Annotated in this window: 15 protein-coding genes and 1 tRNA gene; 6 read left to right on the forward strand and 10 right to left on the reverse strand. The window is 55.9% G+C overall.

Translation table 11 applies throughout. The features are described 5' to 3' along the window. Positions 1 to 109 precede the first annotated feature (109 nt). The 4 genes from B150_RS0117500 to B150_RS0117515 are packed head-to-tail and all read left to right on the forward strand — an operon-like array spanning position 110 to position 3125. Entirely contained in the window at positions 110 to 571 is a 462-nt protein-coding gene (locus tag B150_RS0117500) for a RidA family protein (RefSeq protein ID WP_020401247.1), read from the forward strand. 4 nt (positions 572 to 575) lie between these two features. Continuing rightward, positions 576 to 1328, forward strand: a complete 753-nt coding sequence (locus B150_RS0117505) for a glycerophosphodiester phosphodiesterase family protein (protein WP_020401248.1) — start codon at positions 576 to 578, stop codon at positions 1326 to 1328. A gap of 10 nt (positions 1329 to 1338) precedes the next feature. Then, the gene (locus tag B150_RS0117510) at positions 1339 to 2493 is read left to right on the forward strand and encodes a GNAT family N-acetyltransferase (protein WP_020401249.1); all 1155 of its coding nucleotides are present in this window, start codon (positions 1339 to 1341) and stop codon (positions 2491 to 2493) included. A gap of 59 nt (positions 2494 to 2552) precedes the next feature. Continuing rightward, on the forward strand, positions 2553 to 3125 hold the full coding sequence (locus tag B150_RS0117515; protein ID WP_155860124.1) for a GIY-YIG nuclease family protein: 573 nt from the start codon (positions 2553 to 2555) through the stop codon (positions 3123 to 3125). A gap of 5 nt (positions 3126 to 3130) precedes the next feature. Here B150_RS0117515 and B150_RS0117520 read toward each other — a convergent pair whose 3' ends face one another. From B150_RS0117520 to B150_RS0117550, 7 genes are all read right to left on the reverse strand, one after another. Further along, positions 3131 to 3670 (reverse strand): GNAT family N-acetyltransferase, encoded by a 540-nt coding sequence (locus B150_RS0117520; protein ID WP_020401251.1) that lies wholly within the window; start codon positions 3668 to 3670, stop codon positions 3131 to 3133. Between the two features lie 6 nt (positions 3671 to 3676). Next, complete coding sequence (clpA, locus tag B150_RS0117525) at positions 3677 to 6055, reverse strand: ATP-dependent Clp protease ATP-binding subunit ClpA (RefSeq protein ID WP_020401252.1); 2379 nt, start codon at positions 6053 to 6055, stop codon at positions 3677 to 3679. 56 nt (positions 6056 to 6111) lie between these two features. Next, a complete protein-coding gene (clpS, locus tag B150_RS0117530) occupies positions 6112 to 6438 on the reverse strand; it encodes an ATP-dependent Clp protease adapter ClpS (protein ID WP_020401253.1) in 327 nt (108 codons plus the stop codon). A gap of 108 nt (positions 6439 to 6546) precedes the next feature. Then, a complete protein-coding gene (gene pgmG, locus B150_RS0117535) occupies positions 6547 to 7926 on the reverse strand; it encodes a phosphoglucomutase/phosphomannomutase PgmG (RefSeq protein WP_020401254.1) in 1380 nt (459 codons plus the stop codon). Positions 7927 to 8028: 102 nt separating this feature from the next. Further along, positions 8029 to 8805, reverse strand: coding sequence for a substrate-binding periplasmic protein (locus B150_RS0117540; protein WP_020401255.1), 777 nt, complete (start codon positions 8803 to 8805; stop codon positions 8029 to 8031). 96 nt (positions 8806 to 8901) lie between these two features. After that, positions 8902 to 9351 carry a DnaJ domain-containing protein gene (locus B150_RS22730; protein WP_020401256.1) on the reverse strand — a complete coding sequence of 150 codons (450 nt, stop codon included), beginning with the start codon at positions 9349 to 9351 and terminating at the stop codon, positions 8902 to 8904. Between the two features lies 1 nt (position 9352). Next, a complete protein-coding gene (locus B150_RS0117550; RefSeq protein ID WP_020401257.1) occupies positions 9353 to 10219 on the reverse strand; it encodes a division plane positioning ATPase MipZ in 867 nt (288 codons plus the stop codon). A gap of 165 nt (positions 10220 to 10384) precedes the next feature. Between B150_RS0117550 and B150_RS21775 the strand changes: the two genes are divergently transcribed. After that, positions 10385 to 11293 (forward strand): glucosaminidase domain-containing protein, encoded by a 909-nt coding sequence (locus B150_RS21775; RefSeq protein ID WP_020401258.1) that lies wholly within the window; start codon positions 10385 to 10387, stop codon positions 11291 to 11293. A gap of 2 nt (positions 11294 to 11295) precedes the next feature. Then, positions 11296 to 12153: a pantoate--beta-alanine ligase gene (panC, locus tag B150_RS0117560; RefSeq protein ID WP_020401259.1), complete on the forward strand. Its 858-nt coding sequence runs from the start codon at positions 11296 to 11298 to the stop codon at positions 12151 to 12153. Between the two features lie 4 nt (positions 12154 to 12157). Here panC and B150_RS22735 read toward each other — a convergent pair whose 3' ends face one another. The 3 genes from B150_RS22735 to B150_RS0117575 form a co-directional block, all read right to left on the reverse strand. After that, positions 12158 to 12961: a response regulator gene (locus B150_RS22735; protein ID WP_020401260.1), complete on the reverse strand. Its 804-nt coding sequence runs from the start codon at positions 12959 to 12961 to the stop codon at positions 12158 to 12160. A gap of 11 nt (positions 12962 to 12972) precedes the next feature. Then, positions 12973 to 14415 carry a magnesium transporter gene (mgtE, locus tag B150_RS0117570; protein WP_020401261.1) on the reverse strand — a complete coding sequence of 481 codons (1443 nt, stop codon included), beginning with the start codon at positions 14413 to 14415 and terminating at the stop codon, positions 12973 to 12975. A gap of 215 nt (positions 14416 to 14630) precedes the next feature. After that, positions 14631 to 14717: transfer RNA gene (locus tag B150_RS0117575), tRNA-Leu, on the reverse strand. Positions 14718 to 14784: the final 67 nt, after the last annotated feature.

The raw sequence follows: 14784 nt of genomic DNA on the forward strand, positions 1-14784 counted from the left end.
CCGCCGGACACACAAAGAACGAAGGGCCTTTCCAAGGCCCTTTTTTTATAGCTTACCCTTTGCTATAAGGGCTTAACTTACCTGTATTTTTTCTTTTTGGAGCAATAACATGAGCGTAGACAAGCGCCTCGCCGAACTTGGCATCGAGGTTCCAACCCCCGTGGCACCGGTTGCCAACTATGTCCCCTTTGTCATCTCGGGCAATCTTGTCAGCATCTCCGGCCAGATTCCGATGAAAGACGGCAAGCTCGCGTTTGAAGGCAAGGTTGGCGCGGAAGTCAGCCCCGAGGAAGCGCGTGAGGCAGCACGTATTTGTGCCCTCAACCTCATCTCCCAGATGAAAGCGGCGTGCGGTGGTGACCTTGACCGTGTTGTTCGTGTTGTAAAGCTCGGCGGCTTTGTGAACTGTGTGGACGGCTTTGGCGGCCAGCCGCAGGTCATCAACGCCGCAAGCGACCTGATGGTCGATGTATTCGGCGACAAAGGCAAACACAGCCGCTCGGCGGTTGGTACAAACGCGCTTCCGCTCAATGTTCCAGTTGAAATCGACGCACTCGTGGAAATAGGCTAACCGCATGGCAATCAATCAACGGCATTTTCCTTGGCTAACAGAGTATGACATCGCGCACCGCGGCCTTTTTGAGGCCGGCACCGAGCGCGAGGAAAACACACTGGCGGCTGTACGTGCAGCCATAGACGCGGGATATGCCGTTGAGATTGACGTTCGTCCCACCGTCGACGACATCATCGTTGTCTTTCATGACGAGCTTCTGGAGCGCATGACCAACGGTGTTGGCGCTGTCTCGACATGGGGCTACCGCCAGCTGCGTGATGAATTCAAGGTTGGCAACAGCGGGAAACCGATCCCGAGCCTCCCGGATGTGCTTGATGAAGTTGACCGCAAACTTCCCCTGTTCGTGGAAATCAAATCTTCCCGTCGCCGCATGCCACAAAAAGTGTGCGCCGGAGTACGGCACGCTTTTGAAGGTTACGGCGGGCACGTGGCGGTCATGTCGTTTGATCCGCGGGTCGTGACGTGGTTCAAGGACTATATGCCCAAATACGCGCGTGGCCTTGTGATCGGACGTGAATTTCTTCTCAGCATGAAAGCCCGCATCGCGCTCATGTACTGGGTGCAGAAATGCAAACCCGACTTCATCGCCTGCGACGTGAATTTGCTGCCCAACAGCTTCTGCACACGTTGGCGCAGCAAGGGAAAACCGCTCCTCACATGGACGGTGCGCGACCAAAAGATGGAAGCCATTGCGCGTGAGCATGCGGACGCCATCATCTTTGAAAAGCCCGCTGTCGTCGGGTCTGAGGACTGAGGTATAGCCGGTGCCTGAAGCAACCCCGCTAAAGGCTGACATTGCCCACAGCATCACGCTGATTGACGAGAAAGATTGGTCTGCCTGCGCAGGCCCCAACAATCCGTTTCTCGGCTACAGGTTCTTTGAAGCGCTGGAAACTTCAGGCTGTACCGCGGCGGATACCGGCTGGCAGCCCTACCATATAGCACTGAGGGGCGAAGACGGCTGCACCAAGGCCATCATGCCGCTGTTCCTCAAAGGTCATTCCTACGGCGAATATGTGTTCGATCATTCATGGGCCAACGCCTATGAGCGTGCCGGTGGCCGCTATTACCCGAAGCTGCAGTCTGCCGTACCCTTCACTCCGGTGACTGGTTCACGGCTTTTGGCTGCGCACGCCAGCGACGAAGAAAAACGCCTGTTACTGCGCACCGCAAAACATGTGTGCGGTGAGCTGGGGGTCTCGTCCCTGCACCTGACGTTCCTGACAGGTGAGGAAGCGGCACTCGCCGAAGCGGAAGGCTATCTGGTTCGTACCGACCAGCAGTTCCATTGGCATAATGACGGCTACAGCAGCTTTGATGATTTCCTTGCGGCTCTCTCTTCACGCAAGCGCAAGCAAATCAGGAAAGAACGCAGCCGTGTGCAGGCACAGGGCGTAACATTCCGGCATCTGATCGGTCATGAGATCACAGACCGAGACTGGGATCATTTCTTCACCTTTTATGTCGACACAGGCAGCCGGAAGTGGGGAACGCCCTACCTGAACCGGGATTTCTTCGCACGTATCGGCTCAAGCATCCCGGAACGGATCACGCTCATCCTGTGTGACCATGAGGGCGACACAATAGCAGGCGCGCTCAACTTCCTTGGTAGCGACACGCTCTACGGTCGCTATTGGGGCTGCACAGAAATGTTCGATAACCTGCATTTTGAAGCCTGCTACTACCAGGCAATGGACTATGCCATCGCGCACGGCCTCAAACACGTGGAAGCTGGTGCACAAGGCCCGCACAAGCTCGCGCGCGGCTATACGCCGACCAAAACCTACAGCGCACACTGGATACCAAACAGAGGCTTCAGGGACGCTGTTGCACGTTTCCTTGAGGAAGAGAGGGAAGCCGTCGATAGCGAGATCGAATATCTCGACAGCCACAGCCCATTCCGGAGGGACGGCAGGTGAACCCCTCTGAGCCCATAAGAGTCACATGGCGAGGTCCGCTAAAAACCGGCACATACCCCGTGAATGACGAGAAAATGATGACTGAGGGGCTCGCAGGTCCAGGTGTGTACATACTGGTGCAGCGACACAGGCAGACAACGGTCATATACGTCGGCAAGGCCAACTACCTTGAACATCGCATACGAGAGCATCTAGCCAATTATATTGGGTTCAAATATGCGCTTCGTAAGGCGGACCCATCACCGGGCACAGCGTCTGAAGAGTATATTTTGACAAGCCCCTACAGAGAGGGATTCAACCAGTACAACAATTTGCGCCAGAGCCTTGAGAACGCGATTTGCGAGGTTGAAAAGATGGAGTTTTATTATTGCTGCTGCGATAATCGTCCCGGCGCGCTGCACTATGATTTGTCAGTGAAACTGGGGCATGAAGACTTTCCACCCGCTGCGATCATCAAGGAACTTGAGGCCGTGTTAATTCGCCACATCAAGAATATTGCGCACCCCCACCAGCATCCCGATGATATTTCATTGCCTATAAGCAGCGACAATTTCAGGCTAGAACGTCCGAAGGGTCTCTTTGATGTCGATCTTGAGCATTTTGGAAACTGGCTTAGCCGCACTCTTGGGTGAATTTATCAACGGCTAACGCGGTACAGTACGTGCGGGCGGATGGGGCTGCCTTCCGGCACCATGGGGTGGTCAAAGTCGCCCGCCATATCGCGAACCATCCCGATCTTTTCCATTACGCGCCGTGAGGGTGTATTGCCAGTAGTTGTGATGGCGATCACTTCCTTGGCGCCAAGCTGCCCGAATGCATAGTTGAGCGCGCCCTGGCCCCCTTCAGCCGCTAGCCCCCGACCCCAAACTGACGGCACCAGCCGCCAACCAATCTCGATTGCTGGCGCACAGAGCAGGTATTCAGGCGCTTTCTGGATACCGACGAAGCCGATAAAAGCGCCGGTGTCCTTGAGCTCCGCGGCCCAGAAGCCAAAACCGTCATCCTTGATGCGGGCGCGGCAGCGGTCCACTGATGCGTCACTTTCCTCGCGGCTTTGCGTCGCGGGGAAATAGCGCATCACCTCGGGGTCCGCGTTCATAGAGGCAAAAACCGCGCGGTCGGCATCACACCAATCGCGCAGTCTAAGTCGTTCAGTCTCAACAAATACCTTGCTCACAGAACCCTACTTCACAGGGACTGGTGGCTTGTTTTCCTTGCGGGTTGCCGGCACACCGGAAGCAGCTTTTTTCTTCGCCTTCTTCTCCGGCTTCTCACGCGGCGCATGCGGTGTGATCTCGAAGACCATTTTATTGTCCTTCAGCTTCACAACCACTTCACCGCCCTTGGTGAGCTTGCCAAACAGCAGTTCGTCAGCGAGCGGCGTTTTAATGCTCTCCTGAATAACGCGCGAAAGCGGCCGTGCGCCATAGTGGCGGTCATAGCCTTTTTCTGCGAGCCATGCCTTGGCGTCCTCTGTGAGCGATATTTCCACATTGCGCTCAGCCAGTTGCAGTTCAAGCTGCAGCACGAACTTCTCAACCACCTTCGAGACCACTTCAGGCGGCAGGAAGTCAAACGCCACCACCGCATCCAGGCGGTTGCGGAATTCAGGGCTGAACATCTGCTTGATCGCTTCCTCAGACGCACCGCCATTCGTTTCGCGACCGAAACCAATGGCAGTTTTACTAAGTTCAGAAGCGCCCGCATTCGTGGTCATGATCAGGATCACATTGCGGAAGTCGACCTTCTTGCCGTTATGGTCCGTGAGCGTGCCGTTATCCATAACCTGCAGGAGCACGTTAAAGAGGTCCGGGTGCGCTTTCTCAATCTCATCGAGGAGCAGTACACAGTGCGGATGCTGGTCCACAGCGTCCGTCAGCAAGCCGCCCTGGTCAAAGCCCACATAGCCCGGAGGGGCACCAATCAAGCGGGAGATGGAGTGACGCTCCATATATTCCGACATGTCGAACCGGTGCAACTCAACGCCCAAAAGGTGCGAAAGCTGGCGCGCGACTTCCGTTTTGCCCACGCCCGTCGGGCCGCTGAACAAATAGGAACCAATCGGCTTATTCGGCTCACGAAGGCCCGCGCGCGACAGTTTGATGGCAGCGGTCAGCGCCTCAATGGCATTATTCTGCCCGAACACCACCCGTTTCAGGTCGTCTTCAAGCGTGAACATCACGCGGCCTTCGTCGCGGGTCACGGTTTTCGGTGGGATGCGCGCGATCTTGGCAATGACGGCTTCCACATCCTTCACGCCAATCGTCTTCTTGCGCCTTGACGGCGGCAGCAACATCTGGGCGGCGCCCGTTTCGTCAATCACGTCAATCGCTTTATCCGGCAGCTTGCGGTCCGAGATATAGCGGTCCGAAAGTTCCACCGCCGTTTTGATCGCCTCCGCCGTGTAACGAACATTGTGGTGTTCCTCGAAGTACGGCTTGAGGCCACGCAAGATTTTGATCGCATCGTCGACAGATGGTTCGTTCACATCGATCTTCTGGAACCGGCGCAATAGCGCGCGGTCTTTCTCGAAGTGACTACGGAACTCTTTGTAAGTGGTTGAGCCCATGCAGCGGATGGCACCGCTCGCAAGCGCGGGCTTGAGAAGGTTGGACGCATCCATCGCCCCGCCCGATGTGGCACCGGCACCAATGACGGTGTGGATTTCGTCGATGAACAGGATGGCACCCTCGCGAGCCTCGAGTTCTTTCACCACAGCTTTGAGGCGTTCCTCAAAGTCGCCGCGATAGCGGGTTCCGGCGAGGAGCGAACCCATATCAAGCGCATAGATAACAGCGTTGTCAAGCACCGCCGGCACATCATGCTCAACGATACGGCGTGCGAGGCCTTCAGCAATAGCTGTCTTGCCAACGCCAGGGTCACCAACCAAAAGCGGGTTGTTCTTTGAACGACGGCACAGGATCTGCACCGCGCGCTCAAGCTCAGATGCGCGGCCAATGAGCGGGTCGATCTTGCCTTCCTTGGCTTTCTCGTTGAGGTCAACACAGTAAGCTGCAAGCGCGGTATCCGCCTTCTTGCTCTCGCCCGCTGCTGGTTGCTCGGGCTTTGCTTCCTGTTCCTCGTCCGCGCCGCGCACTGTGCGCTCTTCCTTGAAGTCCGGCACTTTGGCGATGCCGTGTGAGATATAGCTCACAGCATCCAGACGGGTCATATCCTGGCTCTGGAGGAAATAAACCGCGTGGCTCTCCCGCTCGGAGAACAGGGCAACCAGCAGGTTCGCGCCTGTCATTTCTTCACGCCCAGAAGACTGCACATGCAGAAGCGCACGCTGCACAACACGCTGGAACCCCGCGGTTGGCGTGGCTTCAAGGCCATCCGCATCAACCTTCAGGTTTTCCATATCGTCATCAAGATATTCCAGAAGCTGCGAGCGCAGGATGTCCACATCCACGTCGCACGCCTTCAGGACCGCAATCGCATCGGGGTCATCAAGGAGCGATAGCAACAGATGCTCGAGCGTCGCATATTCATGGCTACGCTCATTCGCTTCCTTCAGCGCACGATGCAGGGTCTCTTCAAGGTGGGGCGAAAATCTTGGCACTCGTTTCTATCCTTCTCGGGCGCAGGCGCGGCATTCAGCCACGCAGGCCCGTGTTATCACTCTTTTTCGAGTGTGCACTGAAGCGGGTGTTCATGCTGGCGCGCGAACGAAAGCACCTGATTGACCTTGGTTTCGGCCACTTCATAGGTAAACACGCCGCAAATGCCGACACCACGTTGGTGCACATGCAGCATGACTTCGGTCGCCTGCTCCACATTCATCCGGAAAAAGCGTTGCAAGATGTGCACCACGAATTCCATCGGCGTGTAATCGTCGTTGAGGAGCAAGACTTTATACATGGACGGCTTTTTGGTCTTGGTTTCAGACCGTGTCAGCAGGCCCGTACCAGACCCACCATTGCCGCCTTGATCCTTGTCAGGCATCGATCCTCCATGAAAAACCCATACCTCACTAATGTAATACAAACAGGCTCTTCTAAAAGAGTAAACATGCAGTGAAGGTGCGAGTTTTTCTTTTCTCTCACATCTATTTTACAAATCTGCAGGTGCTTCCACACCCGATTTAGCCAGCGCAGCAACAAGCGCTTGCTTGAGCCGCACAAGGCCCTCATCCGTTGATGCTTCGCACCGCGCCACAAGGACAGCTTGCGTATTCGACGCACGGAGAAGCCACCAACCATCTGCCGTTTGCACGCGCACACCGTCAACGGTGGACATATCCGCGCCCTCAGCTTCCAGCCGAGCTTTGACCTCTTTCACCACCTCGAACTTGCGATCTTCATCGCAGTCGAACCGCAGCTCCGGCGTATTGATTGCTGCCGGCAAGCCGTCTTTGAGCGCCGAGAGGTCGCCACCCTGTTTTGCGATTGCATTGAGGAACCGCAGCCCCGCGTAAATCGCATCATCATGACCATAGAATTTATGTTTGTAGAAAATATGGCCGGACATTTCGCCAGCGAGCGGCGCACCAAGTTCCACCATTTTGGACTTAATGAGCGAGTGGCCCGTTTTCCACATGATGGGCTCGCCACCCAGTTCCGCGATGCGGTCAAACAGCGCCTGACTGGCTTTCACATCTGCAATAATGGGGGCGCCAGGCAATTCTTTCAAGAGGTCACCAGCCATGATGGCAAGCATCTGGTCACCCCAGACAACCCTGCCCTGCCCGTCAATCGCGCCAATGCGGTCACCGTCACCATCGAACGACAGCCCGATGTCGCAGCCATGCTTCGCGACCACTTCTTTGAGCTGTTCGAGGTTTTCTTCCACCGTCGGGTCAGCATGATGGTTCGGGAACGTGCCGTCCACTTCCGCGTTGATCACAATATGCTCACCAGGCAAACGTTTCACCAGCGCTTCAATTGCCGGGCCCGCAGCGCCGTTCGCCGGGTCCCACGCCACTTTGAAGGATGCGCCTTCATAATCGCGTTCAAGCCGGTCAATGTAGCGGTCAAATACATCTTCCTGTGCAATGCTGCCTTCGCCCACCTCGAAGTCACCTTCGTTCGCGGTTTTGCCAAGCGCCTGGATCGCATCCCCAAAGCAGGGCTTTTTGCCCATCATCATCTTGAAACCATTGTAGTTCGGCGGGTTGTGCGAACCTGTAACCATCACACCGCCATCGGTATCAAGTTCAAAAACGCTATAGTAAAGCATTGGCGTTGCACCAAGCCCCACGTTCAAAACATGGATACCGGTACTGGCGATGCCTTCCATCAAACGTGTGGACAGTTCCGGTGATGAGACCCGCCCATCATATCCTACACAAACCTTTGTACCGCCTGCGCGGCGCACATGTGTGCCAAACGCGCGGCCGAGCACATAAGCGTCCTCCGCATGTAACGTTTCGCCAACAATGCCACGCACGTCATATTCGCGGAGAACGGTATGATGGAAGAAATGGCCGGTCATGAATCACCTCAAAAGACATAAATAATTGCAAAATTGTCAGCCCCTGCGGCGGGGGTCAACTGCCATCATGGCAAAAGACAAAAGAAAGCGATGATATTCACCTTAGTCAGGGATAAAAGCCCGGTATTGCGACAATATCCCCGACACGAGGCCCGCCGCCTTCGCTGCAGCAAACCCCTCATTGAACATGGCTAGATGCTCTTTATCGCGGATGCAGAGTGAACGGGGCGTGGGTGGAAACTTCACCGCAACATCAAACAGACGTGGCTGGTTTTTGAACTCAAGGTCATTTTTCTGCGCATATTCGATAGACCAATAGTCACCGATGTAAGCATCGATCCTGTTATACCGCAGCATCCGAAGCACAAGTGGTGCGCTGAAAATGGTCACTTTGCCACCAAAGGACGAGACATGAGGATCAAGCGTAGTGGCCAAAACCTGCTCAGCGCCCGGAAACAAACCAACTTTGAGCCCTGCGAGATCAGATGCAGACCGAATGGCCGCGTTACTATCCCGCGGCACAATGATGCCATCATGCCATTCGCTAAATACGTCGCTATTCTCACAGAGTCCGCCGACAGTCGAAAAAGTGGTGATTGCGTCCACGGACCCGTTTTCAAGCAATTTCTCCACCCGCGCAATTGGCGCATGAACAAACCGTACCTCAACACCGCTGCGGGCCATGGCCGCGCGGATGATATCGAGATCTATCCCAGATGACGGATGCTCGGTCACGTAAGGCGGGTTGTGCAAAATGGTGCCGACAACAAATGCTTTGGGTTTAGTGACAGGCTGGGGAAAGCTCTTGCTCTCCTGCGCAGACACAGAACCAAACCCCAGCAAGGTCAGAACCACCAACCATGGCAGCCAATTGCGCATCAGCCCTCCTCGCTTCGGCGCGAAACTCGGCCCCTCAACCATTTGTTCTACATATCATATATGCCGGTAAAGCGCAGTAGACAGGGCCGTTAAAATTTATTTGTCGCGCAGAAGTGTCTGGCGGGCTTCGTTAAGCTTGCTCGCCATCCAGTCATTCCCACCCTTGTCCGGATGATATTTTGCCATCAGTTGGCGGTAGGCGGCGTTGATCTCATCCTCGCCAGCGCCCTCATCAACGCCAAGCACTTCACGCGCCTCAGGGACGCTCATACGGCCAGATTGACGAGGAGCCGACCCACCGGATGCTCCTGCATTGCCGAGCTTGGCGTTTGCACCAAACAGTTTCCACACCGTGAAACCGATGGGCAGGATGGCGGCAAAACCACGCCCGCTCGCGAACAGCGCAACAGAAATCACAGCACATACAGCGATAATAGCCCAGAAAAGCGAGCTTTTGGCCGTCTTGACGTCAGACTTCGCCCACCAATTCAGGAGCATGAGCAACAGGAATGCGAGCGCGATGCCAACGATGAGCCAGACAATCATGCTAGGAAACCTTGGTGTTCTGTCGGAAGGGTAGATTGAGTGCATCCATGAGCGACCGCACTTCCTGCCGCGCTGCCACATGGCTCATGGACATGCCCTTGCCGTCGATGCCGCCCGCTTCCTTAAGGTCCATGAGCGTCAGACCGCGCAGAAACAGCTCACGGTAGATCACGCGTTCGCCAAGGCCTGAGACATGGCGGATGCCAATGCGTTTACTCAACTCATTGAGCACCCGCTCGACCCGTTCCTTGTTCTTGGCGTGCAGCATGCCAACGCGGTTCCGCAGCACGACCCAATCGATGGAACTGCCGTCAGCCATGGCCCGGCGCTGCCGTGCTTTCCACACCATCTCGGCATAAAGGCTGGGCCCTTCTACCTTGTAAGTATTGGGGTTCACACGCGCCAGCAGGTCAAGGTCGACAAAACTGTCATTCACCGGCGTGACAAGTGTGTCTGCAGCTGTGTGTGCAAGGCGGGAAAGGAAAGTGTCGCTGCCTGGGCAGTCGATGACAATCACGTCCACCTTGTCCATCAAGTCCATATAGGCGGCTTCAAAGCGTGCCTTTTCGTCCGCTTCCGCATCATCGACAGACCGCAGTGCCGATTTGGCGACCACGAGTTCGACCGGCATAGGCAGATCAAGCTTCTTCGCAGTCACATGCGCGCGGCGGTTCTCAATGTAACGCGTCAGGCTTTTTTGCCGGGCATCAAGGTCGATCGTACCAACCCGGCGGCCTTCGCGCAGAAGCGACACAACAATATGCATTGCGGTCGTGGACTTGCCCGAGCCGCCTTTTTCATTCCCGAGTACAATCAGGTACGGACGCCCGCTTGGCGCCTGTTCTGGATTTGCCACACTATCCGGCACAGAGTTACCTCCTAAACACACCTCTGGATAACAATATATGCCATCCACTTTCCATAGCATTAGACGATCTTGCGGTTTGCCTCTAGATTTATTAGCTAGATATGTAAAGGTTCTGGGGAAGGAGATTTGCCCGTCGTGCGCTTCCGTGTGCGAAAGACATTGGTTATGTTGGCGCTTGCCTTCGTGCTCTTTGCGGGCCCGATCATGCTTGCACGCCATCTTCTGGAGCTTTCCCGCCCCGACGCGCTTGTGGGCGACCATGTCAATTACCTGGCCCACCAGTATGTCCCGCGTGAGGAAAAAGAGGTCTCTCCTCGCCTCGCACGCCTGCTGCAAAAGGAAATGCATGCCGTTGAGGCTGTACCCCGGATTTTCCTATCCCGCCTTCCCGGCACCCTGCCTGAAGTAGAAAACGCGCGAGAGAAGAAGCGGCTTTTCACTTCCGCCATGCTACCCCTTATCCTCAGGGCAAATGAGCTGATTATCGCGGACCGCGGCGTTCTGCTTTCGCTCAAGAAAAAAATGCTGAAAGGCACCACCTTGCGCGCGAGCGAGAGGAAATGGCTGCAAGCTAAAGCCAAACAATACCGAGTGCGACGTCATGGCAATTTCACCATGGCTGACATCGACCTGCTCATTTTCCGCTGTGATGTGATTCCCCCGTCGCTTGCCCTTGCGCAGGCTGCCATGGAATCAGGTTGGGGCACCAGCAGGTTTGCCCAAGCAGGCAACGCACTGTTCGGCGAATGGATATGGGGTGACGGTGATGGACTGACACCGCTGGAGCGCGAAGACGGAAAGACTCACAAGGTCAAAAGCTTCGACTACCTGCTTGATAGCGTCATGAGCTATATGACCAACCTGAACCGGCACCCAAGCTACCGTGACCTGCGCCTAAGGCGCGCTGAACTCAGGCAGCATAACCTGCCGGTCACCGGTGCCGCCCTCGCCCCCTCGCTTGTCAGCTATTCCGAGCGCGGTGCGGACTATGTGAGCGATATTCTCACCATCATCAATTTCAATGGCCTTGATGGGCTCGACAGCGCCCAACTTGCCACCCACCTGGAAGGTTGACCGTGACACATCAGATTCCCATCGTGCGGACCGTTGCGGCGCTGCGCGAGACTGTGAACGCCTGGAAACGTGAAGGGCTGCGTGTCGGCCTTGTGCCCACCATGGGCGCGCTTCACCATGGTCACCTGTCGCTTGTGCATGCCATTGGTGAGAAAGCGGACAGGGTCATTGTCTCCATTTTCGTAAACCCAACCCAGTTTGGTGTGGGCGAAGACTTTGAAAAATACCCGCGCACCGAAGTGGAAGACTGCCGAAAGCTCGAGACCACACCCGCAAGCCTTGTTTTCGCACCGAACGCGGCCGAGATGTATCCAAAGGGTTTTGCAAGTTCTGTCAGCGTAAGCGGTATATCAGACCGTTTTGAAGGTGCACTGCGCCCTGGCCACTTTGACGGTGTCGCCACTGTTGTTAGCAAGCTTCTGCTGCAATCCATGGCCGATGTCGCCATTTTTGGCGAGAAGGACTACCAGCAGCTCGCCGTGATCCGCCGCTTTGTTGCGGACCTGAACATCCCAGTGGAAATCATGGGGGGCACGCTTATCCGTGAGGATGATGGCTTGGCGGCTTCATCACGCAATGTGTACCTGAACGCGGAAGAGCGGGTGATTGCAGGCCAGTTCAACGTTATCCTCCGCCAACTGGTTCGTGATGTGGAAGGTGGCGCCAACTTGCGTGTCGCTGAGGATACGGCGAAGCAAGCGCTTATGGACGCTGGTTTCTTGTCGGTGGACTATGTCTCGGTCGTGGACTGCGAGACCCTTGAGCCTCTGGCGCACCTGAATGGGGAAGCGCGTGTGATCGCTGTAGCCCGCCTTGGTGGCGTACGCCTACTCGACAATATGGCTATTGGTAGCGTTTGAGAGGTCAAGAGAGCCCTTCAACGAACCATTCATAGTCCTGAATAAGCTTGAGGGGCTCGACCCCCGCGAGCACAAAGCGCGTATCGCAGGACCAGTCTTCAAATCGTTTCAGAAGCGGCCAAAGCTCGCGGCCCCAGCCTTGCCGGGACTTGTTGGCAACGGTGATAAAATAATCCGGGAAACGCACAAAGTCGCCGAAGCCTTCGCTGGCGTCGATGATGAGTTTTGACATTCGCCCCATCGCACACACACGTTCCACAAGCCTTGTACCAAAATCCGTCGGTAGCCCATCAAGCTCGTGCTGGATTTCAGCAACCACGCGCTCAACAAGCCCATGGTTGAAGTTCAGGTGATTCTCAACATCGGAGAATGCGTCTCCACGAACGGCATTGGCAGCTGTTAGGGCCCGGCGGCGCAGGTCGCTCGGCAGTTCCTGAAAGCCGCTTGCCATCCAGAAGGCGATACGTTTGCGCAAGCGCTCGATCGGGCCACCCTTGATCACAAAGTCGTCGCCGCCAGCCCTCAGGCCGCCGCGGATGATCTCAATGTCATCATAGCCTGTGAGGTAGATCACCGGCATGCTCTTGAGGCCCTGCTTCTCCAGGCTATCGACAAAATCAAAGCCGCCCTCGCCCGGCATTTGCACGTCGCTGATCACGAGCGACGGCCTATGCTTGCGCGTGACCATCAGCGCTTCTTCCACGGTCTCCGCAATCAGGGTTTCGAATCCAAACTGCCGCACGGCAGCAGCCTGCAGTCGGAGGACCACCGGTTCGTCGTCAACTAGCAGCACAAGGCCGTTATCCATCCGACACCTGTTTAAAGCAGCAAGGCCGCTGCGATACCGAGAAAGGCAAAGAAACCCACCACATCGGTGATGGTCGTCACAAATACGCTGGAGGCCACCGCGGGGTCAGCGCCAATTTTGTTGAGCCCCAGTGGGATAAGCACACCGCTTAACCCGGCCACAAACATGTTGAAGACCATGGCAAACGCAAAAACGCCGCCCAGCAACATGTTGCCGAACCAAAGCCACGCGAACAGCCCGGAAATAATCGCCAGCAACAAGCCGTTGATAAGTGCCGCTGTCATCTCGCGGTTCATAACCCTGATGGCGTTGGTGCGGCTCAGTTCCTTGGTGGCGATAGCGCGTACAGCAACCGTCATGGTCTGTGTGCCTGCATTCCCGCCCATGGACGCTACGATCGGCATCAGGATGGCCAGTGCCACCATCTCTTCAATCGTCGCATCAAAGAGCCCGATGACGGCAGATGCGAGAACTGCGGTGCCAAGGTTCACAAATAGCCAAAGGAACCGGCTCTTGGTCACCTCAACGAAGTTTTCGTTCACACCTGATTCTTCACCCACACCAGCGAGGGCGAGGATATCTTCCTGTGCCTCGTCGCCGATTACCTCAACGATGTCATCCACGGTGACCACACCGACAAGGCGCTGTGAATCGTCCACAACTGCCGCAGAGATAAGGTGATACTTCGAGAACTGGTAGGCCACCTCTTCCTGGTCCGCCGTGACCTTCACAAGGTGTGGGTCGTCATCCATGATTGACCCGATGGTGACATGGCGGTGGCTACGCATGACGCGCGACAGCGGTACAGTCCCCACCGCCCGGTGGGCAGGGTCGACGACAAAGATATCATAGAAGTCATCCGGGATATCCTCATCCTCGGACCGCAGGAAGTCGATCGTCTGCCCCACTGTCCAGAATTCTGGCAGCGAGACAAAGTCCCGGCTCATCAAGCGGCCTGCTGATTCTTCCGGGTAGCTCAGGCTCTCTTCAATGGCGACGCGGTCATCGGCTGCCAGCGCTCGTAGGACTTCCTCACGGTCAACCTCGTCCAGTTCTTCAAGAACGTAGACAGCATCGTCCGCCTCAAGCTCGGTCACCGCATCAGCGATGAGCTCGTTCGACATATGCTCATAGAGATCGGCCTGCGCGGCACCCTCAACCTCAATCAGAACGTCAGGGTCAAGCCGCTCGCCCAGGAGCTCAATAAAGCCCACACGCTGCGTGGACGGCAGAACCTCAAGAAGATCGGCTACGTCTGCAGCGTGCAAATCGGCAACGAGTTCATAGGCGCGTTCCGAGTCTTCTTCGCGGATAGCACTTTGAACCTGCTGGATAAATTCCCGGTCGTGGTGGATTTCGGTTTCGTCATCGTCAGCATCAGCCCGGTCGACGACTTTCGCGTCTTCGGGGATTTCGTCTTCGGTGTGACGCGGATCTTGGCCGGATTCTGTCATCTCGCGCTCCCCTCATGCTGATTGCAGGTCCGTGCGCACATGGGCGGCCACCGAACCAACGGTCCATGTCTATGGTTGATAAAATAAAGTGATGCCACTTTCCAGTAGCCTTTGAAAAAAAGGGGGCCACAGAATGACTTGGGACAGAAAAAACGTCCAAATTCCGCTGAAAAGACAAAGAAAAAACCCGTAGGGATTTTCCCTACGGGTTTTTATGGTGCGGTCGAGAAGACTCGAACTTCCACGGGTGTTACCCCACAGCGACCTCAACGCTGCGCGTCTACCAATTCCGCCACGACCGCGGGACGCGGCGCTTAACTATCAAGTTAGCATGGGGGCCGCAAGCGAAAAATTGCACATTTTTGAAAC

The sequence above is a fragment of the Kordiimonas gwangyangensis DSM 19435 = JCM 12864 genome (assembly GCF_000375545.1).
GTDB classification, from domain to species: Bacteria; Pseudomonadota; Alphaproteobacteria; order Sphingomonadales; family Kordiimonadaceae; genus Kordiimonas; species Kordiimonas gwangyangensis.

Coding starts and splice junctions, on each gene's coding strand:
- clpS (WP_020401253.1), bottom strand. CDS start 6,438: ATGCCTGACAAGGATCAAGGCGGCAATGGTGGGTCTGGTACGGGCCTG.
- B150_RS0117500 (WP_020401247.1), top strand. CDS start 110: ATGAGCGTAGACAAGCGCCTCGCCGAACTTGGCATCGAGGTTCCAACC.
- B150_RS22730 (WP_020401256.1), bottom strand. CDS start 9,351: ATGATTGTCTGGCTCATCGTTGGCATCGCGCTCGCATTCCTGTTGCTC.
- pgmG (WP_020401254.1), bottom strand. CDS start 7,926: ATGACCGGCCATTTCTTCCATCATACCGTTCTCCGCGAATATGACGTG.
- mgtE (WP_020401261.1), bottom strand. CDS start 14,415: ATGACAGAATCCGGCCAAGATCCGCGTCACACCGAAGACGAAATCCCC.
- B150_RS0117540 (WP_020401255.1), bottom strand. CDS start 8,805: ATGCGCAATTGGCTGCCATGGTTGGTGGTTCTGACCTTGCTGGGGTTT.
- B150_RS22735 (WP_020401260.1), bottom strand. CDS start 12,961: ATGGATAACGGCCTTGTGCTGCTAGTTGACGACGAACCGGTGGTCCTC.
- B150_RS0117505 (WP_020401248.1), top strand. CDS start 576: ATGGCAATCAATCAACGGCATTTTCCTTGGCTAACAGAGTATGACATC.
- B150_RS21775 (WP_020401258.1), top strand. CDS start 10,385: ATGTTGGCGCTTGCCTTCGTGCTCTTTGCGGGCCCGATCATGCTTGCA.